The 18,035-nt window shown below is 70.2% G+C and carries 19 protein-coding genes; 10 read left to right on the top strand and 9 right to left on the bottom strand.

What is annotated here, in order from left to right; genetic code table 11:
- Positions 1-67 precede the first annotated feature (67 nt).
- From V1227_RS27945 to V1227_RS27930, 4 genes are read left to right on the top strand one after another with little or no spacing between them, the layout of a single operon-like run.
- Positions 68-1,315, top strand: a complete 1,248-nt coding sequence (locus tag V1227_RS27945) for a GH1 family beta-glucosidase (RefSeq protein ID WP_329788381.1) — start codon at positions 68-70, stop codon at positions 1,313-1,315.
- Between the two features lie 40 nt (positions 1,316-1,355).
- Positions 1,356-2,516, top strand: coding sequence for an MFS transporter (locus tag V1227_RS27940; protein WP_329794128.1), 1,161 nt, complete (start codon positions 1,356-1,358; stop codon positions 2,514-2,516).
- The gene (locus V1227_RS27935; protein WP_329788380.1) at positions 2,516-3,295 is read left to right on the top strand and encodes an SDR family NAD(P)-dependent oxidoreductase; all 780 of its coding nucleotides are present in this window, start codon (positions 2,516-2,518) and stop codon (positions 3,293-3,295) included. Before V1227_RS27940 ends, V1227_RS27935 begins: the two co-directional genes overlap by 1 nt.
- Before the next feature lie 41 nt (positions 3,296-3,336).
- On the top strand, positions 3,337-3,582 hold the full coding sequence (locus V1227_RS27930; protein WP_329788379.1) for a three-helix bundle dimerization domain-containing protein: 246 nt from the start codon (positions 3,337-3,339) through the stop codon (positions 3,580-3,582).
- A gap of 279 nt (positions 3,583-3,861) precedes the next feature.
- Here V1227_RS27930 and V1227_RS27925 read toward each other — a convergent pair whose 3' ends face one another.
- Together V1227_RS27925 and V1227_RS27920 are read right to left on the bottom strand one after the other, a co-directional pair.
- Positions 3,862-4,221, bottom strand: coding sequence for a hypothetical protein (locus V1227_RS27925; protein WP_030480258.1), 360 nt, complete (start codon positions 4,219-4,221; stop codon positions 3,862-3,864).
- A gap of 13 nt (positions 4,222-4,234) precedes the next feature.
- Positions 4,235-4,525 (bottom strand): hypothetical protein, encoded by a 291-nt coding sequence (locus V1227_RS27920; RefSeq protein WP_374235836.1) that lies wholly within the window; start codon positions 4,523-4,525, stop codon positions 4,235-4,237.
- Positions 4,526-4,716: 191 nt separating this feature from the next.
- On the opposite strand from V1227_RS27920, the gene V1227_RS27915 reads away from it, so the two are divergent.
- A complete protein-coding gene (locus V1227_RS27915) occupies positions 4,717-6,099 on the top strand; it encodes a helix-turn-helix transcriptional regulator (protein WP_236217113.1) in 1,383 nt (460 codons plus the stop codon).
- A 149-nt stretch (positions 6,100-6,248) separates the two neighbouring features.
- Complete coding sequence (locus tag V1227_RS27910; RefSeq protein WP_090101956.1) at positions 6,249-6,530, top strand: hypothetical protein; 282 nt, start codon at positions 6,249-6,251, stop codon at positions 6,528-6,530.
- Between the two features lie 89 nt (positions 6,531-6,619).
- Here the strand turns inward: V1227_RS27910 and V1227_RS27905 are convergent, their stop codons facing one another.
- On the bottom strand, positions 6,620-7,339 hold the full coding sequence (locus tag V1227_RS27905) for an SDR family oxidoreductase (RefSeq protein ID WP_329788378.1): 720 nt from the start codon (positions 7,337-7,339) through the stop codon (positions 6,620-6,622).
- A 70-nt stretch (positions 7,340-7,409) separates the two neighbouring features.
- Between V1227_RS27905 and V1227_RS27900 the strand changes: the two genes are divergently transcribed.
- The gene (locus V1227_RS27900) at positions 7,410-8,261 is read left to right on the top strand and encodes a LysR family transcriptional regulator (protein WP_329788377.1); all 852 of its coding nucleotides are present in this window, start codon (positions 7,410-7,412) and stop codon (positions 8,259-8,261) included.
- Here the strand turns inward: V1227_RS27900 and V1227_RS27895 are convergent.
- Genes V1227_RS27895 through V1227_RS27880 form a run of 4 tightly spaced genes read right to left on the bottom strand, consistent with a single transcriptional unit; the run spans position 8,254 to position 11,097 of the window.
- Positions 8,254-9,273, bottom strand: a complete 1,020-nt coding sequence (locus V1227_RS27895) for a copper resistance D family protein (RefSeq protein WP_329788376.1) — start codon at positions 9,271-9,273, stop codon at positions 8,254-8,256. The genes V1227_RS27900 and V1227_RS27895 overlap by 8 nt on opposite strands.
- Positions 9,270-9,797, bottom strand: a complete 528-nt coding sequence (locus V1227_RS27890; protein WP_329788375.1) for a copper resistance CopC family protein — start codon at positions 9,795-9,797, stop codon at positions 9,270-9,272. The genes V1227_RS27895 and V1227_RS27890 overlap by 4 nt, the downstream gene beginning before the upstream one ends.
- The gene (locus tag V1227_RS27885; protein WP_329788374.1) at positions 9,794-10,531 is read right to left on the bottom strand and encodes a YcnI family copper-binding membrane protein; all 738 of its coding nucleotides are present in this window, start codon (positions 10,529-10,531) and stop codon (positions 9,794-9,796) included. Before V1227_RS27885 ends, V1227_RS27890 begins: the two co-directional genes overlap by 4 nt.
- A 50-nt stretch (positions 10,532-10,581) precedes the next feature.
- Positions 10,582-11,097, bottom strand: a complete 516-nt coding sequence (locus tag V1227_RS27880; RefSeq protein WP_329788373.1) for a hypothetical protein — start codon at positions 11,095-11,097, stop codon at positions 10,582-10,584.
- Between the two features lie 59 nt (positions 11,098-11,156).
- Between V1227_RS27880 and V1227_RS27875 the strand changes: the two genes are divergently transcribed.
- Positions 11,157-12,827, top strand: coding sequence for a BCCT family transporter (locus V1227_RS27875; RefSeq protein WP_329788372.1), 1,671 nt, complete (start codon positions 11,157-11,159; stop codon positions 12,825-12,827).
- On the opposite strand, the gene V1227_RS27870 is transcribed toward V1227_RS27875, so the two are convergent.
- Positions 12,805-13,239, bottom strand: coding sequence for a DUF6474 family protein (locus tag V1227_RS27870; protein WP_329788371.1), 435 nt, complete (start codon positions 13,237-13,239; stop codon positions 12,805-12,807). The genes V1227_RS27875 and V1227_RS27870 overlap by 23 nt on opposite strands.
- Positions 13,240-13,322: 83 nt before the next feature.
- On the opposite strand from V1227_RS27870, the gene V1227_RS27865 reads away from it, so the two are divergent.
- Positions 13,323-14,966 (top strand): TM0106 family RecB-like putative nuclease, encoded by a 1,644-nt coding sequence (locus tag V1227_RS27865; protein ID WP_329788370.1) that lies wholly within the window; start codon positions 13,323-13,325, stop codon positions 14,964-14,966.
- 143 nt (positions 14,967-15,109) lie between these two features.
- Here the strand turns inward: V1227_RS27865 and V1227_RS27860 are convergent, their stop codons facing one another.
- Positions 15,110-15,868, bottom strand: a complete 759-nt coding sequence (locus tag V1227_RS27860) for an SDR family NAD(P)-dependent oxidoreductase (protein WP_236217095.1) — start codon at positions 15,866-15,868, stop codon at positions 15,110-15,112.
- Positions 15,869-16,203: 335 nt separating this feature from the next.
- On the opposite strand from V1227_RS27860, the gene V1227_RS27855 reads away from it, so the two are divergent.
- Positions 16,204-17,985, top strand: a complete 1,782-nt coding sequence (locus tag V1227_RS27855) for a gamma-glutamyltransferase family protein (RefSeq protein WP_329788369.1) — start codon at positions 16,204-16,206, stop codon at positions 17,983-17,985.
- Positions 17,986-18,035: the final 50 nt, after the last annotated feature.

Here is an 18,035-nt window from a genome sequence, read left to right as displayed (position 1 = left end):
GCTCTTTCACTTCCCCGAAGCCGTCAACACGCCTACGATCCGAACAAGTTTCACATTTGGAGGATCGATGAGCGGCTTCCTGTGGGGAGTGTCGACGTCCGCGTTCCAGATCGAGGGCGCGTTCGACGCCGGCGGTCGAGGCCCCTCCGTGTGGGACGCGTTCACCCCGGTGCACGAGAACCAGAACGCTTCCGTCGCGTGCGACCACTACCACCGGTGGCGCGAGGACGTGGCGCTGATGACGCAGCTCGGCGTCAACGCGTACCGCTTCTCCATCGCGTGGCCGCGCGTCCAGCCCTCCGGCAGGGGACCCGTCAACGCCGAGGGACTCGACTTCTACGACCGCCTGGTCGACGCCCTCGTCGACGCCGGCATCGCACCGGTGGTGACGTTGTACCACTGGGACACGCCGCTGGAGCTCGAAGCGGAGGGTGGCTGGCTCAACCGGGACGTCGCCGACCGGTTCGCCGACTACACGGCGCTGGTCGCGGACCGGCTCGCCGACCGCGTGGAGCTGTGGATCCCGATCAACGAACCCGCGATGGTGACGTTGCAGGGCTATGCGATCGGTGAGCACGCACCGGGCAAGACGCTGCTCTTCGACGCGTTGCCGACCGCCCACCACCTGAACCTCGCCCACGGCCGCGCGGTCCAGGTGCTCCGTTCGTACGGCGCGCAAGCGGTTGGCACGGCGAACAACCACACGCCGGCCTGGCCGGCTGCGCCGAACGACGTAGCGGCCGCCGAGGCCTACAGCGAGATCCACAACTGGCTCTACGCCGACCCGGTGCTGTCGGGCCGATATCCGGACGCAGTCGCCGATCTCCTGCCCGTCGCCGGAGATGACCTGGCCACGATCCACCAGCCGCTCGACTTCTACGGGGTCAACTACTACAACCCGACGCGGCTGAAGTCGCCGTCCGAGGGCAACCCGCTGCCGTTCGAGCTGGTGGAGATCGACGAGTACCCGCGCACCGGGTTCGGCTGGCCGATCGTGCCGTCCGGGCTGAGCGAGATGATCGCCCAGCTGCGCGAACGCCACCCGTCGCTGCCGCCGGTGCACGTCACCGAGAGCGGCTGCAGCTTCCCGGAAGACCTCCACGACGCCGAGCGGATCTCCTACCTGGACGGGCACCTCGAGGCCGCTCGGGAGGCGGGCGTCAGCGGGTACTTCGTGTGGTCGCTGCTCGACAACTTCGAGTGGGAGGCCGGGTATTCGCAGCGGTTCGGCCTGGTCCACGTCGACTACGAGACGCAGGTCCGCACGCCGCGCGACTCGTTCCACTGGTACCGCGAGGTGATCAGCGGTGGGTGAGGCGCTCGCCGAACCGGTGGTCCCGGTCAGAAGAGGCTGGATGGCCTGGCTCTTCGCGGCGAACCTGGGGCTGTGGCTCGCGATCTACGCGCCCATCCAGGTCTTGCTGCCGCAGCAGGCCGAGCTGCTGGACAAGGCGGACAAGGAGCTGGTGTTCGGCATCGTCACCGGCGTCGGCGCCCTGGTGTCGTTGCTGGTCGTGCCGCTGATCGGGTTCTTGTCCGACCGCACGACCTCGCGGTTCGGTCGTCGTCATCCGTGGACGCTGGCCGGCGCTGCTGTCGGTGCCGTCGGTCTTGCCGTTCTCGCCAACGCGCCGTCGGTGTTCGTCATGACCGTGGGCTGGTGTCTGGTGCAGGCGGGGATCGGCGGCATGCTCGCCGCGCTGACCTCCGCGGTGCCGGACCGCGTGCCCGTCGTGCAGCGGGCGCAGGTCGGCGGGCTCATCGGCATCAGCCAGATGCTCGGCACGGTGCTGGGCGCGGTCGTCGTGACGTTGCTGGTCAGCGGACTGACCGCGGGCTATCTGGCGTGTGCTGCCATCGTGGTCGTGGGAGCGCTTTTCTTCGTCTGGCGCACGCCGGACACGCAGCTCGTCGCCAAGCCGGTCAAGCCGACGTTCTGGATCTCCCCGCGCGAGCACCCCGACTTCGCCTGGGCCTGGCTCGGCCACCTCATGATCAACCTCGGCAACGCGTTCGGGACGCTCTACCTCCTCTTCTTCCTGGGCGACGTCGTCCGCCACCCGTCGCCGGAAGACGGTCTGCTGGTGCTGATGGCGCTCTACGGGGTGGCGCTCGCCGCAGGAGCGGTGCTGTTCGGCGCACGGAGTGATCGTTCCGGGCGGCGGAAGCCGTACGTGTACCTGGCGGCCGTGGTGATGGCGGTTGCCGCGTTGTTGTTGGTCGTCTGGCCCACCTGGACGAGCGCTTTGATCGCCGCGCCGCTGCTCGGCGTCGGCTTCGGCACTTACTGGGCGGTCGCGATCGCGCTGCTGACCCAGGTGCTGCCGGCGGCGTCCGACCGGGCCAAGGACCTCGGCGTGCTGAACGTCGCCAACGCGCTGCCGCAGGTCATCGCTCCTTTGCTGACCGCGGTGATCTTGGCCGGCCTGGGTGGCTACCGCGGGCTTTTCGCGGTGTCGGCGCTGGCGACGGCGCTGGCGGCGGTGTTGATGAGTCGAGTGCGATCGGTGGTCTGATGCAGGTCGAGGGCAAGCGGGTCCTGGTCACGGGAGCGTCCCAGGGGATCGGCGCGGAGACCGCGTTCCGGTTCGCCGCGCACGGCGCCCATGTCCACCTTGTGGCCCGGAGCGCTGAGCTGCTGGATCAGCAGGTCAAGCGGATCGCGGAGTTCGGCGGCTCGGCGACCGCCCACCCGGCCGATCTCGCGGACGGCGCGCAGATCCGCGCACTCGCCGAGGACGTTCCGGCCCCGGACGTGCTCGTCAACAACGCGGGTGCCGGCCGCTGGCTGTTCCTGGACGACACGTCGGCCGACGAGCTGCAGACCATGACCGCCGTGCCGTACCTGGCGGCGTTGCTCCTGACCAGGGAGTACCTGGGTGCCATGCGGTCTCGTGGCTCCGGCTGGATCGTCAACGTGAACTCGCCGGTGTCGCGCCTGCCGATCCCCGGCTGCGTGGGCTACCAGTCGTCGCGGTGGGCGCTGCGCGGTCTCACGGCGTCGCTGCGCCTCGACCTGCGGGGGACCGGCGTCGGGATCAGCGAGGTCGTGCCGGGCAAGGTGTCGAGCGAGTACTTCACGAACAACCCCGGCGTGGAGGAGCGGTTCCCGGCGGTCGCCAGGATGATCCCGACGGTCACGCCCGCGCAGTGCGCGAAGGCGATCGTCGACGCGGTGGAGAAGGAGCGCGGCGAGCACCTCTTCCCGTGGCAGCTCAAGGCGTTCGAGATCTCGGGACGGCTGTTCCCCGGCCTGATCTCGTACCTCGCGTGGAAGACGGGTACGCACCGCTGAGAACGGGAACTCCCCGGCCACCTGAACCGAGGGAGGACACCATGACCGGAACGATCGACGGCCACCGGGTGCGCGACCCGCGCGGCCTGCACGCCGACGCCGAGGACCAGGTGCGCCAGGCGGCTTCCGAGGTGCGGCGCCGCGTCGGTGACCAGTACGACGACCAGGCCGTTCAGCGCGCCGTGCGCGAGGCCTACGACGAGATCATCGACAACGCGAAGATCGAGTCCTTCTTGCCGGTCCTCGTCGCGCGGGCGGCCGAGGAGAAGCTCGGAGGACGGGGCTAGTCGCGTTCGCGGGCTCCGGCCCGATCCCCGCGCAGTCGTGGAAACGGCCCCTGCCTGCGCGGGAGGTGCAGACAGGGGCCGGGTTTGGTGACCGCGGACCGGCGACGGTCGGGGAGGGAAGGTGCACGTCGCCGGCCCGCGGGAATCTGTGGAGTTGGGTGAGCTGACCGGGGTCCGCGATGTAGCGGTCGGGGGTTCGCACATCGCGGACCACCGGTCAGTAGGCGGTTTGCAGACCTGGTCGTGTCGGGGGGACGCCAGGTCGGTCGCAAACGCCCGTTAGTGGGCTCGAGCCACCGCGCGGCGGGACCGGGTGACAGGAGGGGTCACCGGGGCCTCGCGCAGGTGGCGAGCCGGGCGCGGGGCGAGTCCGCCCGCGACCAGGTGTTCGTACGCGGCGCGCCACACCGAGCAAGGTGACTTCTGCTGGCGCCAGCGGCCGGAGCACTCGGGGCAGTTGCCCTTCTCGTCCGGCTCGTGCGCCGCCAGCAGAGCGCGCCATCCCTCGGTCAGCCGAGGGAGCTCGGACCGGGCCACCGACAGCAGGGACGGGGCGTCAGCGCGGCTCGCCAGCTCCGTGAGCAGGTCGAGGCGTTCCCACACAGCGTTGCGAAGAACCTGTCCGAGGATCGCGTCCATCGAAACGTCACCGTCACCTTTCCGCCTGGTCGGCGGCTTCGCGTAGCGCAGCCCTGAGCTGTACGAGCTGGTCGTGGGACAAGACTGCCGTCTCACCGGGAGGGCCTACCAGGACCACTTGGCCCTGCACCACCTTCACGGTGAGCTGGCGGTCCCGGTCGACCACGTCGCCGCAGCTGATCTGCCACGTCCGACGCTGCCCGGTCGTGCCGCGCCATGTGGAGTCGGTGTCACCCGTCTCCACAATGGAGGTGGAGTACGAGGAGGAGCTGTCCACTATCAGGTCGTTCCTCTCCGTGCTCACTCGCTTACCGGGATCCAGATTGCGATGATTCATGCCGGAACGGGACGTCGCAGCGCTGACCGGTGGGACTCTTACGGTGAGCGGTAAGCGGTGTTCGGCAGGGCCGATCAGCCCCGCCGAAGAGGACTTCTCGGGCTCGGGGACCTGCCCCTAGTCTGCCGATGACGCCCAACGGACTGTGAGGGTGCGCGATGAACACCATGAGTTCCCAGGGCTCTCCGATCCCCACCGAGGTGTGGGACCACCCGGAGATGCGGGACGCACTGGCGCGACGGGAGATCAGCTCGGTTTACCGGCTGCTCCGGCGGCACGGTGTGTCCCAGCGCCAGATCGCGGCGCTCACTGGCCAGTCGCAGTCCGAGGTCTCGGAGATCCTCAAGGGACGCCAGGTGATGGCGTACGACGTCCTGACGAGGATCGCCGTGGGTCTGGGTGTCCCACGTGGATACATGGGTCTCGCCTATGACGAGACAACGGCAGTGAGGGTGGCCGCAGCCGCGGATTCACCCCATCCTGAGGAGGAAGAGTCGGTGAAGCGTCGGAAGTTCCTCGCGCACGCCGCCGCCGTGACAGTCGGCGCGGCCGTGTTCGGAGCGGACTCCGGGTCGTGGGTTTCCCACCCCACACAGACTCCGGCTCCGGGACGCATCGGCATGACCGATGTGCGCCAGGTCGAAGCGGCGACGCGGGCTCTGCGTGCCCTCGACTACCAGTACGGCGGCGGCTCGTGCCGTGACGCCGTGGTCGCCCAGCTGTCCTGGGGGCAGCAGATGCTCGGCGCCAGCTCCACGGACATCGTCCGCCAGCGGCTCTTCGTCGCCCTGGCCGACCTGCACAACCTCGCCGGCTGGACGTCGTTCGACACGGGCCTGATGGACTCGGCCCGCAACCACTTCGGCCAGGCGCTCGACCTCGCGAAGCAGGGCGACAACGAGGCCCTGATGGCGAACATCCTGTACCGCATGGGCCGCGTCTACCTGCACCAGAACGCCCCCGACGACGCGCTCAAGGTGTTCCAGCTGGGGCAGCTGGCCGCGCAGAACTCCGGTTCCGAGCTCGCGGTGGGCATCCTCTGCGCGAACGAGGCCTGGGCCTACGCGAAGATGGGCTCCGACGAGCAGGCGCTCAAGCTGCTCGGCCGCGCGCGCGACGAGTTCTCCCGCGCCGACGTCGCCGAAGCCCCCGCCTGGGCCAGGTTCTTCAACGAGGTCGACCTCTCGTCGATGATCGGCACGGTGCACACGGAGCTGGCCCAGTCGGTGGACGCCAAGTACGCGCGGACCGCGATCCCCTACCTGTCCAAGGCGATCAACAGCTTCGGCGACGACATGGCCCGCAGCCGGTCGTTCAACCTCACCTCGATGTCGATCAACCACCTCATCCAGGGCGACATCGACCACGGCGCCAAGGTCGGTGGCCAGGCGGTCGACCTGTCCGAGGGCCTGAAGTCGGTGCGCACGAAGCAGCGCATGGAGCCGCTGCGCCAGGAGGCCGAGAAGCGCCGCAACAACCCCGAAGCCCGCGAGCTGGCCGAGCGCGTCGCGCGCTTCACCGGCACCGACACGGCGGCCTGAGCCATCTCGTTTGGACCTGTAGCACCACTTTTGGATGGCGTGGGACACGAACCGGTAACGCCAGGACCTTCGCGCACGAATGCAGCATCGACGGGCGGGAAATCCACGCCCGGGGTGCGGCAGGTCGGGCGGAGGACGAGGTGCGGCGCGTGAGCATTACCCGGAGGTGGCGTTCCAGGAGAGCGCTGCGGTCCGCGCAGTTGCTCGACGAGGTGGTGGACACCCAGCTGCCACTGCTCGCGGGGTTCGACGAGGAGCGACGGCGCCGATCCGCCGACTACCTCGCCGAGCTCGTGGCGCTGGCGCAGGACTACCGCTACTACGCCAACGGCTGGATCGACAGCCGGGAGCTGGACCGCCGCGGCCAGCGGACGATGAACCGGCTGGCGCGGATGCGCGAGGAATCTTCGGCCCGACTGATCACTGATTAGTCCTTTCGTGGGCAGCTCGCCGCGTTGATCGGACCACTCACCGAGTCCAGCCGGATCGTGGATGTTTCACGTTGAACATCCGACCGGCCTCACCAGGGCACGGTTCCGGCGTCGTCGAACAGGCCGCCGGTCGGACCGTCCTCGGGCAGCGTCGCCAGCCTGATGGCGGCCTTGGCGCCGTTCGCGGGGGTTTCGGTCCCCTGGTGGCCGTTGAGATCGGTCGCCACGTAACCGGGGCAGACCCCGTTGACCTTCATCCCGGTGAGCTCCTTGGCGTACTGGACAGTGACCGCGTTCAGGAACGTCTTCGTCGGCGTGTAGCCCCCGTCGGCGTCGCCGAGTTCCACGCCGGGTGTCGTCTGCAGGGTCAGCGACGACAGGTGGCTCGACTGGTTGACGATCCGCGGGTGGGTGGACCGCTCCAGCAGCGGCAGCAGCGCGTTGGTGACCCGGACGACGCCGATCACGTTGGTCTCCAGCACCTCCCGGAGGTCATCCGGGGTGACGACCGACGGCTTCGAGGGCCACGCCCCGGCGATCCCCGCGTTGTTGACCAGCACGTCGAGCCGCCCGAACCGTTCCTCCAGCAACGACGCGGCCGAGGTGACGCTCTCGTCGTCGGTCACGTCCAACGGCACGAAGAACGCATCTGCGCCGTTGGCTCGCAGTTTCGCTGCCGCTTCCTCGCCGCGCTGACGGTCACGTGCCCCGACCCCGACGCTCATCCCGAGCGCGCCGAGGCCCGCCGCGATCTCGTACCCGATGCCCTTGTTCGCGCCGGTGACCAGCGCAATCGTCTTTTCGCCCATGACTTCGATCGTGGTCGGAGTGGCGTTCAAGACCAACACCGCTTCGGTGTCGCAGCGATACCCGACCGCTATGGATACCGTGGACGGCGTGGAGACCAGGGAGCTCCGGTACTTCGTCGCGGTCGCGGAAGAGCTGCACTTCGGCCGCGCCGCCGAACGCCTCGGCATCGCCCAGCCGCCGCTCTCGCGCACGATCGCCCAGCTCGAACACCGGCTCGGGGTCGCGTTGCTGACCCGCACCAGCCGCAGGGTCTCGCTCACGAACGCCGGCGAGGTGCTCCTGGCCGAGAGCAGGGCGATCCTGGGTGCGCTCGCGGCGGCCGAACGACGAACCCGCGGTGCCGCCGAGGAGAGGCCCTCGCTGGTGCTGGCCTCCAAGGCGGGTGGCACGGGCGAGGTGCTGGCGAAGCTGCTCGACGCGTACGCGGCCGAGCCCGGCGCCGTTCCCGTCGAGGTCCTGCTGTGCGAGTCCAACACGCACCTCGCGCTGCTCGACGGACGCGCTGACGTGGCGTTGCTGCACGAGCCCTACGAGCCGACGGCGGGCCTCGACGTGGAGGTGCTCCACACCGAGGGCCAGGTCGTGGTCATGTCGTCGGCGCACCCGCTCGCGGCCCGGCCGGGGCTGCGGCAGGCCGACGTCGAGGCCCTGCCGGAGCTCGCGCGGTGGCCCGCCCAGGACGGCACCTACCCGGACGGTTCCGGTGTCGAGGTGCGGAACCTGACCCAGTTGTTCCAGCTGGTCGAGCTGGGCCGGGCGGTCGCCGTGCTGCCCGAGGCCTACCGCACGAGACTGGCCGAAGGGGTGGTCGCGGTACCGGTGGTCGACGCGCAGAAGGTGACGACGGTGATCGCGTGGCCACCGCACGCCCGGTCGCGCGCTCTCGCCGACCTGGTCAGGGTGGCGACGGGGTTCAGCTGACGGGCGCGCGGCTCAGCACCACCGCGAGGCCGAACGCGATACCCATGATCGTCACCTCGAGGACCGCCCACTGCACGATCGCGGTGACCTCGTGCCGGGAGATCTTCGGCAGCAGCCGCCACCGGATGTGCGCGCCGAGCACGGCGATCAGCACCGCGCAGACCGCCTTGCCGAGGAAGAGCAACCCGTAGCCGGTGGTGAACATCGACCGCGGGAACGGCACGACCGGGTTGAGGAGAAGTTCGAGGAGCCCGTTGAACAGGCCCGTCACCGTGACCACGACGAGGCTGATCGTCGCGATCTTCGAGAACCTCGGCAGCGCGATCGCCAGCAGGCCCTTGCGGTGGACGACCAGCGCCATCAGCGCCCCGAGCCCGCCGGTCCACGCCGCGGCGCCCAGCACGTGCAGCTCCATGGAGACCATCGAGTAGTCGTGGTACTTCCAGTTGGAGGCGTGCCCGGTCACCGGGATCGGCAGCAGGCCGAACATCGAGACGAGGATGCGCAGCTCGGCGGGCACGGACTCCCCGCTGCGCACGGCCATGACACCGAAGACCAGGTACACGAGCGCGCAGGTCGCGCTGAAGAGCAGGCCCTTGCCGGCGCCCACGGTCGCGATGTACTCGACGGCGTTGCCGATGCTGACGGTGCTGCCCGGCCGCAGCTCGGCGGCCTGCAGCGCGATGGCCGTCAGCGCGGTGACCACCCAGACGGCGGCGGCGACGACCGCGGCCGGCCGGGCGATCCGCATGACGGGTTCGGTGTGCGTGGGCCGGTCGAAGCCGAGCAGCTTCGGCAGGATCGACAGCCCGACGACGACCGTCGCCGAGACGTCGAGCAGCACCCGCGTGACCGGCAGGCCGTACCGGACCGCCGCCCCGGCGTCGACGACCCCGGCCACCACGACGGGTGGTGCCAGCACGAGGCCGAGCGCGATGCCCGCGAGCGCGCCGGACACCAGGCCGGCGAGCACGCGGTAGTGGGTGGGGGCGCCGGTCCGGACGTCGCTCATGCCTTCGCGCCCCCGCCGCGCAGCGCGAAGAACACGCCGCCGCCGAGCAGCACCACGGCGCCGACGATCCACACCCAGACCGGCAGGCCGTCACCCGAACCGCCGCCGGACGCGGAGTCCGGGTTCGCGGGGGTGGTGGGCGTGCCCGTGCCGTCCTTGGTCAGCGTGAACGTCAGCTCACCGGACACCGGGTGGCCGTCGGCGGAGAGGATCCGGTAGCCGATCCTGTACTGCCCGGCCTTGCCGAGGGCGTTGACCTTCGCGGACACGGCCGTGTCCTTGATCGTCGGGTCGCCGGGGGCCTCGTAGTGGCCCCCGTTCGCGTCGACGACGGTGATCGTGTTGACCCCCGCGCCGCCCTGCACGTCCTGGTCGAATGTCAGCGTGACGGTCGACGGACCGACCTCCAGCGAGGTCTTGTCCTTCGGGTCGCTGCTGATCAACGCGTTGTGCGCCGCCGCGGGCGCGGCCGTGCCGAGCACGGCCGCACCGGCGAACAGGAACGCGATCAGCGCTCGCTTCATGCCTTGCGCCTCGAACGCAGGATCGCGCCGACGCCGAAGCCGAGGCCGAGCGCGCCGACGGCCAGACCGGCGCCACCGAGGTAGCGGGCGGTCTTGTCGGAACCGGCGGCGGACGCCTCGTGCGTGTCACCACCGGTGTTGGCGGCCGGGGTCGTGCCGTGACCGCCGTGGCCGTCGTCACCGGCCTTCTTCGGGGCGAGCTTCAGCGCGGGCGCCGGGTGCTCCGGCTCCTTGCCGTCGGCACCGGGGGCCTGCGACCAGTCGACGACCTCGCCGTTCTCGTAGGTCTGCTTGGTCGGCAGGAGCAGCGTGTCCTTGCCCTCCGGCAGCGTGCCGAGCGCGACGAAGAACTCCTGGTACTCGTTGACGCCGATCTTCGTGGCGCCCTCCGCGGTCCAGGTGATCGAGGTGAACGCCTCGGTGACCTCCTTGCCGGCGACGGTCACGGGCTTGTCGAGCTTGCCCTTCACGACCTCGGCCTTCCAGCCGGGCATCGGCTTGGTGCGCACCGAGGTGAGCGGCGTGTCCTGCGGCAGCGTCACCTCGATCTTGGTGGTGCCGGCGTTGTCCCGCTCGTTCGGGACGCGGAACGCGAAGGTCGCGCGGCCGCCCTGGGTGAACTCCGCGGGCTGGGCGCTGACGTGCGCCGACGCGATGGTGGGGGTGCCGAGGACGGCGAGTCCGGCAACGGCGAGGACGGCGAGCGTGCGCACGCCGAATCGATTTGTCGACATGAAGTTGTGGCTCCTGATCGCCAAGGGGTTCGGTGGGGGAATGCGGATGATCAGGAGCCACAGGGCGGGCCGCGCCGCCGATTCGCACGGACGACGTCCAGGTAGTGCGCGTTCTGGACGTACGGCGTGCTGGTGAACGTCCGCGCCGGCGTCGCGACCGGCAGCGGCGTGAGCCTGCGGGGAACCAGGCGGGTGACGGCGGCGAACAGCCTGAACAGGGCGTTCTCGGCGTGGAAGAGCAGCAGGCCGGTCAGCGTCGCGGCCACGAGGTGCGCCACGAACATCTGCCCGGTCAGCGTGTTGTTGTGCTCGTGGGTGACCCAGGTGAGCAGCAGGTGCTGCGCGAGCTGGGCCGTGCCGAGCCCGGCGATGACCGAGAGCTTCCCGGTGCGCCTGTCGGCGAGCGAGGCCGCCGCGAACGCGATCAGCGCCACCAGCGGAAGCGCGTGGACGAACTCCGTCAGCTCACCGCCGCCCAGCCCGTGGGCGGTGATCGTGAGCGCCGCGGACGTCGACGCGAGCGCGACACCACGCAGGGTGCGCAACTCGTTCGTCCAGGTACTCACGAGGATTGAGGGTAATCGGAGGAGTTTCGACAGGTCTACGAGCGGGTAATCGGGGCCGCATGACCGTTCAATGCGACAGGCCGGGCCGTACCGACCGGGTTGTGTTCGGCGTTGCCGCAGGTCTCACGCTTGCGTTCGTGACCTGGGGAATCATCGGCACCGAAAGTCTGGCGTCCGCGTCGAAGACCGCGCTGGGATGGATCATCCAGCACCTGGGATGGGCGTTCGTGCTCTCCGCCACCGGCTTCGTCGTCTTCGCCCTGTGGCTCGCGTTCAGCCGTTACGGCAAGATCCCGCTCGGCAGGGACGACGAGAAGCCCGAGTTCAAGACCGTGTCCTGGGTCGCGATGATGTTCAGCGCCGGCATGGGCATCGGCCTCATGTTCTACGGCGTCAACGAGCCGCTCACCCACTTCGTGAAGCCGCCGCCCGGCACCGACGGGGACCCGTTGGAGACCGCGATGGCGACCACGCTGTTCCACTGGACGCTGCACCCGTGGGCGATCTACGCGATCGTCGGCATCGCCATCGCGTACAGCAGCTTCCGCCGCGGCCGGTCCTCGCTGATCAGCTCCGCTTTCGCGCCCCTGCTGGGACGCCGTGCCGCGTCCGGCTGGGGTCGCGCCATCGACGTCATGGCGATCTTCGCGACGTTGTTCGGCTCGGCGGCGTCGCTGGGCCTGGGCGCGCTGCAGATCGGGTCCGGCCTGGAGGCCGCCGGCTGGGGAGGACAGGTCGGCAAGGGCGTGCTGGTCGCGATCATCGCCGTGCTGACGATGGCGTTCGTCGCGTCCGCGGTCTCGGGCGTCGCGAAGGGCATCCAGTGGCTGTCGAACACCAACATGGTGCTGGCCGTGGTGCTGGCGCTGTTCCTGTTCGTCGTCGGGCCGACCGTGTTCATCCTGAACCTGCTGCCCACCGCCCTCGGCGACTACTTCCGCGAGCTCGCGACGATGGCGGGCCGCACCGCCGCCTCCGGTGGCGACGCGACCGAGACCTGGCTGTCCGGCTGGACGATCTTCTACTGGGCGTGGTGGATCTCGTGGACGCCGTTCGTCGGCATGTTCATCGCGCGGATCTCGCGCGGGCGCACCATCAAGCAGTTCGTGTCGGGCGTGATCCTGGTGCCGTCCGCGGTGTCGCTCGTGTGGTTCGCGATCCTCGGCGGGACGGCGATCTTCGAGCAGCGCGGCGGCGTCGACCTCGCCGGCCAGTCCTCGCCGGAGTCGCAGCTGTTCTCGCTGCTCGACCAGTTCCCGCTGGCCACCGTCTCGGGAATCGTGGTGATGGTCCTCGTGGCGATCTTCTTCGTGTCCGGCGCGGACGCGGCGTCGATCGTCATGGGCACGCTCTCGCAGCAGGGCACGATCCAGCCCAAGAAGCCCGTGGTGATCTTCTGGGGTGTGACCACCGGTGCCGTCGCGGCGGTGATGCTGCTGGTCGGCGGGTCCAACGCGCTGACGGGCCTGCAGAACCTGACGATCATCGCGGCGCTGCCGTTCATGGTCGTGATGATCGGGCTGTGCGTGTCCCTCGCGAAGGACCTGCGCTCCGACCCGATGATCCGGCGCGAGGAGCGCGTCGCCGAGGTCATGGAGGAGGTCACCGCACACCTCGACCCCGGTCAGGTGGTCGAGGAGGCGGCGATCAAGGCCGTGGCCGAGGTGACCGGGAAGACCCCGGACGTCTCACCGAAGGCCCCGGACGTCAGCGCACGTTCAAACGCCTGAGCAGTTCCTGCTCGAGCATCTCCAGATCCGTCCCGACGGCCCGGTGCGCAGCCTTGCGCCGGGCCGCCGGCATGCGTTCGGAAGCCCGCACCGCGGCGAGCAACTGCGCCAGTCGTGCCTCGGTCTTCGAAACCCACTCGGAATCGGAAGTCCGCAAACTCTCGAGCGAGTCCGAAAAGCCGACGATCCGCGCGTGCAGGCGGGCGCCGTACCCCGAGTACTTCCCGATGTCGGCGACGTCGATGCCGAGCCTGCGCGCCCGGTAGCGGTCGTACCGCTCGCTCAGGACCCCGGCTCCGCGGGCGATGACCGGGGCCAGCACCGGAATGAGCGCGGGAGCCACCACCTTCGCGACACCGACCAGGTTCTTCGCCCGGCTGGGCGTGAAGCCCGCCTTCGCTTTGCGCGCCATTCGGGTACTCCTCCTCCGTCACGTGGAACTTACTGTGCAGGTTGCCGACACATCTCCGCGACGCGCGACATACCCTGCATCCTGTGACTTCCCAGGTGCAGCTAGACGCCGGCGTGGTCACTCGTTGTCGGCGGCGGGTGCACCTCGAAAACGATCCGGAAATGCGCGACGCCCCCAAGGCGGCGCTGGATCCGGCTTCGGAACAACGGAAAGCGGACGCGACGAACCACCGTCGCGCGGTGGCGGACGCGCTCGGGCGGATCGTCGGCTCGAACCTCTTCGAGGTGCCGAACGGGCCCGAGGTGCGCAGCGCGGACCGGGAACGCGTGACGCTCGCCGCGATGGAGATGGGCGCGCCGTACATCTGGGGCGCCGCGCTGCCCCGTGACGCGCGCGGCGGTCGCCGTGGCGGGATCGACCTGCTGGTCAAGGACGCCACGGGGTACGTGCCGGTCCTGGTGGTGCGGCACAAGATCACCGATCCCGGCCAGGGCGCGAAGACCAGCCCGCTGTCGATGCCGTTGCCCGGTGGCAGCCGCACCGACCCGCACCGCAAGGTGCGCCCGCAGCCCCGCGACCAGCTCAGGCTCGCCCACGCCCAGCGGCAGCTGCAGGCGGCCGGGTACGCCAGGGCCGGGCGCGCCACCGGTGGCGTGATCGGCATGGACGCCGACGTCGTGCTGTGGCACGACCTGGAAGCGCCGACGTGGCCGGGCGGCCGCACCGCGCTGGCGGAGTACGACGCGCGGTTCAGCGACCGGCTCGCCGTGGCCCTGGCCGCCGCGAACTCCAGGGAGCCGCTGGCCAGGCCGTCGCGGATCGTCGACTGCAAGACGTGCCCGTGGTGGCCGACGTGCGACGGCGACCTCAAGCGGGGCAGGGACGTCAGCCTCGTCGTGCGCGGCGAGGACGCCGTGGCGTTGCGGAAGATCGGTCTGTCCACTGTGGACAAGCTGGCCGAGCTCGACCCGTCGGCGGAAGGCCCGGTCCAGCTCGTCGGCATGCCGTTCGGCGACGCCGTGGTGCTGGCGAGGGCGTGGCTGCGCGACCTGACGCTGGTGCGCCGCGTGCCCGAGATGAACGTGCCGCGCGCGGACGTCGAGGTCGACGTCGACATGGAGAGCTTCGGCGACCTCGGCGCGTACATGTGGGGCTGCCTGCTGTCCGGGAAGGACATCGACGAGGAGCACGGCTACCGCGCGTTCGTCACGTGGGAAGCCCTGCCGTGCGACGACGAGGCGCGCTCGTTCGCCGAGTTCTGGACCTGGCTGACCGGGATCCGACTGCGGGCCAAGGCGCGCGGGCTGTCGTTCCGCGCCTACTGCTACAACGAGCTCGCGGAGAACCGCTGGCTGCTGGCGTCGGCGGAGAGGTTCGCGGGCAAGCCCGGCATCCCGACGGTCGCGCAGGTCAAGGAGTTCATCAACTCCGACTCGTGGGTCGACCTCTTCGGGATCGTCCGCGAGCAGTTCCTGTGCGCGCACGGCAAGGGCCTGAAGATCATCGCGCCGGTCGCGGGCTTCCGGTGGCGCGACCCGGAAGCCGGCGGCGAGAACTCGATGCGCTGGTACCGGGCCGCGGTCGGGCTGAACGGCGACGAGCTCGACGTCGAACAGCGGCAGCGGTTGCTGGAGTACAACGAGGACGACGTCCGGGCCACCCACCGCCTGCGCGAGTGGATGACCTCGGACGCGATGTCCCGCCTGCCGTACGCCGGAGACCTCTAGGGCCTGTCCCGTGAGTCTCGTCCGCGACAGTCGCGGACGAGGGCCCCGGAGACGGCACCGCGCCCGGTGTGAGGGCGCCGCGGCGGCACCGTCTCCGGGTCTCTCGACCGTGACTCTCATCGAACGGACCCACGGGACAGGCCCTAGCGGGGCGCCATGCGGAGAGCGCCGTCCATGCGGATGACCTCTCCGTTCAGGTAGTCGTGCTCGATGATCGACAGCGCGAGCTGCGCGTACTCGGCGGGCTGCGCCAGGCGCTTCGGGAACGGGACGCCGGCGGCGAGGCCGGCGCGGAACTCGTCGGAGACCGTGGCGAGCATCGGGGTGTCGACGATGCCCGGCGCGATCGTCAGCACGCGGATGCCGACGCTGCTGAGGTCGCGGGCGGCCGGGAGGGTCATGCCGACGACGCCGCCCTTGGACGAGGCGTAGGCGACCTGGCCGATCTGGCCGTCGAACGCGGCGATCGAGGCGGTGTTGATGATGACGCCGCGGGCGCCGTGCTCGAGCTCCTCGGTCTTGCCCATCGCGGCGGCGGCGAGGCGCAGCACGTTGAACGTGCCGATCAGGTTGACCTCGATGATCTTGCGGTACAGGTCGAGGTCGTGCGGGCCGGTCTTGCCGACCGTGCGGGACGACGGGCCGATTCCCGCGCAGTTCACCGTGATGCGCAGCGGGACACCGGAGCCCGCCGCGGTGTCGACGGCGGCCTGGACCTCTTCGCCCGAGGTCACGTCGGCGGCCAGGTAGGTGACGTTCTCGACCGTCTCGGCCTTCTCGACGGCGCTCGGCAGGTCGAGCGCGAACACCTGCGCTCCCCGCGCCGCCAGCGCACGTGCGGTCGCGCCACCGAGACCGGACGCGCCACCGGTGACGATGGCCGCGGTACCCGAGATCTCCATGCCTTCACCCTCCTCGAAGCGAACTGCTCGCGAGGAGGTTAACGCTCGTTACCTGTACTTCAACGGTCGGTCCAGTGGAGCAGCGCCACCAGGGGCACCGCCGCCAGGAGCGCGAGGCCGATGAAGATCGTGGCGATCATGAGAATTCCCATGCCTAGAACTGTGCCGTTCGACCGTGTTCGAAACATCGCCCGCGCCGGTAGACCTCTGGGAGGAGATCCGTGACGGTCGGCTACGACCAAAGTCGCACCCGTCCCTGAGGGTGCTCCGTTCGGGTCTGGGGCATGCGTCACTTGGAGTCACGAAATATAGTTAGCCCCGCGTACCTTTATGGGGTGTTCACCACCCGCCCCGAACTCGTCGGCACCTTCGGCATGGTCGCCTCCACCCACTGGCTGGCCTCGGCTTCGGCGATGGCCGTGCTCGAGGACGGCGGCAACGCCTTCGACGCCGCCGTGACCGCAGGATTCGTGCTCCAGGTCGTGGAACCGCACCTCAACGGCCCCGGCGGAGAGGTGCCGATCCTCTTCTCGGCGGCCGGAGCTGCCCCGCGCGTGCTCTGCGGGCAGGGCGTGGCGCCGGCCGGTGCGTCGATCGAGCACTACACCGGCCTGGGGCTGTCGCTGGTGCCCGGCAGCGGTCTGCTGGCCGCCACCGTGCCGGGTGCGTGGGACGGCTGGCTGACTCTGCTGCGTGACCACGGCACCAAGACGTTGCGCGAGGTGCTGGACCGCGCGATCGGCTACGCCCGCGACGGCTTCCCGCTCGTCGAACGCGCCGTGCACACCATCGGGCTGGTCTCCGGCCTCTTCACCGAGCACTGGCCGACCTCGGCCGCGCAGTGGATGCCGGGTGGCGTCCTGCCCGCGCCCGGCGGCCGGTTCCGCAACCCGGCGCTCGCCGACACCTGGGAGTGGCTGCTCGCCGCCGCCGAGGCCGCCGGAGCCGACCGCGAGGCGCAGATCGAGGCCGCGCGCCGGGCGTGGTCGCAGGGGTTCGTGGCCGCGCAGGTCGACGAGTTCTGCCGCTCCTCCTTCCGCGACGACTCCGGCCGCGACCACGCCGGTGTGCTGACCGGTGCCGACATGGCGTCGTGGGAGGCGTCGTACGAGGACGCGCTCATCGTCGACTTCGACGAGTGGTCGCTCGTGAAGGCCGGCGCGTGGACGCAGGGACCCGCCCTGGCGCAGCAGCTGCGGCTGCTGGAGGGGTATGACCTGTCCTATGTGGACGGCAAGCCCACCGCCGAGACCGTGCACCTGGCCGTGGAGGCCGCCAAGCTCGCGTTCGCCGACCGGGAGGCCTGGTACGGCGACGTTCCGGACGTGCCGCTGGAAACGCTGGTCTCCCGCGCCTACGCCACCGAACGCCGCGCGCTGATCTCCGACACCGCGTCCCTCGAGCTGCGCCCCGGCTCGCCCGACGGCCGGGAACCGCTGCTACCGCAGCACGTCGTGAGCGGTCCGTCGTTCACGGTCTCCGACCCGACCGGCGCGATCGGGGAGCCCACCGTGGCCCGCTCCGGCGTGACGCGCGGCGACACGGTGCACGTCGACGTCGTGGACCGCTGGGGCAACATGGTCTCCGCGACGCCGTCCGGAGGCTGGCTGCAGTCCTCGCCGACGATCCCGTCGCTCGGCTTCTGCCTGGGCAGCCGCGCCCAGATGTTCTGGCTGGACGAGGGCCTGCCGAACTCGCTGGCGCCGGGCAAGCGCCCGCGGATCACCCTGTCCCCGTCGATGGCGCTGCGCGACGGCCGTCCCGCGCTGGCGTTCGGCACGCCCGGCGGCGACCAGCAGGACCAGTGGCAGCTCGGCTTCTGGCTCGCGCACCGGGCGGGCCTCAACCTGCAGGAGGCGATCGACTCGCCGATGTGGCACTCGAACGCGTTCCCGAGCTCGTTCTACCCGCGTGCCTGGACGCCGGGAGAGCTCGTCATCGAGTCCCGTGCCGGCGTGGACGTCCTGGCTGCGTTGCGAGAGCGTGGCCACCAGGTCGTGGACGCCGGCGAGTGGACCCTCGGCCGGATGTCGGCTGTGTCGAGGGACGCCTCCGACGGACTTCTGCGCGCCGGTGCGAATCCGCGCGGCGCGCAGGGGTATGCGGCAGGCCGTTAGACACCGCGCTTCCGAAAAGAGGGACGGCGCCCGATTCGAGGGGGAGGGAA

The sequence above is a fragment of the Lentzea sp. DG1S-22 genome (assembly GCF_036321065.1).
GTDB classification, from domain to species: Bacteria; Actinomycetota; Actinomycetes; order Mycobacteriales; family Pseudonocardiaceae; genus Lentzea; species Lentzea jiangxiensis.
This window is presented reverse-complemented; position numbering and strand designations above follow the sequence as displayed.

Coding starts and splice junctions, on each gene's coding strand:
- V1227_RS27945 (WP_329788381.1), top strand. CDS start 68: ATGAGCGGCTTCCTGTGGGGAGTGTCGACGTCCGCGTTCCAGATCGAG.
- V1227_RS27940 (WP_329794128.1), top strand. CDS start 1,356: ATGGCCTGGCTCTTCGCGGCGAACCTGGGGCTGTGGCTCGCGATCTAC.
- V1227_RS27935 (WP_329788380.1), top strand. CDS start 2,516: ATGCAGGTCGAGGGCAAGCGGGTCCTGGTCACGGGAGCGTCCCAGGGG.
- V1227_RS27930 (WP_329788379.1), top strand. CDS start 3,337: ATGACCGGAACGATCGACGGCCACCGGGTGCGCGACCCGCGCGGCCTG.
- V1227_RS27925 (WP_030480258.1), bottom strand. CDS start 4,221: ATGGACGCGATCCTCGGACAGGTTCTTCGCAACGCTGTGTGGGAACGC.
- V1227_RS27915 (WP_236217113.1), top strand. CDS start 4,717: ATGAACACCATGAGTTCCCAGGGCTCTCCGATCCCCACCGAGGTGTGG.
- V1227_RS27905 (WP_329788378.1), bottom strand. CDS start 7,339: ATGGGCGAAAAGACGATTGCGCTGGTCACCGGCGCGAACAAGGGCATC.
- V1227_RS27900 (WP_329788377.1), top strand. CDS start 7,410: ATGGATACCGTGGACGGCGTGGAGACCAGGGAGCTCCGGTACTTCGTC.
- V1227_RS27895 (WP_329788376.1), bottom strand. CDS start 9,273: ATGAGCGACGTCCGGACCGGCGCCCCCACCCACTACCGCGTGCTCGCC.
- V1227_RS27890 (WP_329788375.1), bottom strand. CDS start 9,797: ATGAAGCGAGCGCTGATCGCGTTCCTGTTCGCCGGTGCGGCCGTGCTC.
- V1227_RS27885 (WP_329788374.1), bottom strand. CDS start 10,531: ATGTCGACAAATCGATTCGGCGTGCGCACGCTCGCCGTCCTCGCCGTT.
- V1227_RS27875 (WP_329788372.1), top strand. CDS start 11,157: ATGACCGTTCAATGCGACAGGCCGGGCCGTACCGACCGGGTTGTGTTC.
- V1227_RS27870 (WP_329788371.1), bottom strand. CDS start 13,239: ATGGCGCGCAAAGCGAAGGCGGGCTTCACGCCCAGCCGGGCGAAGAAC.
- V1227_RS27860 (WP_236217095.1), bottom strand. CDS start 15,868: ATGGAGATCTCGGGTACCGCGGCCATCGTCACCGGTGGCGCGTCCGGT.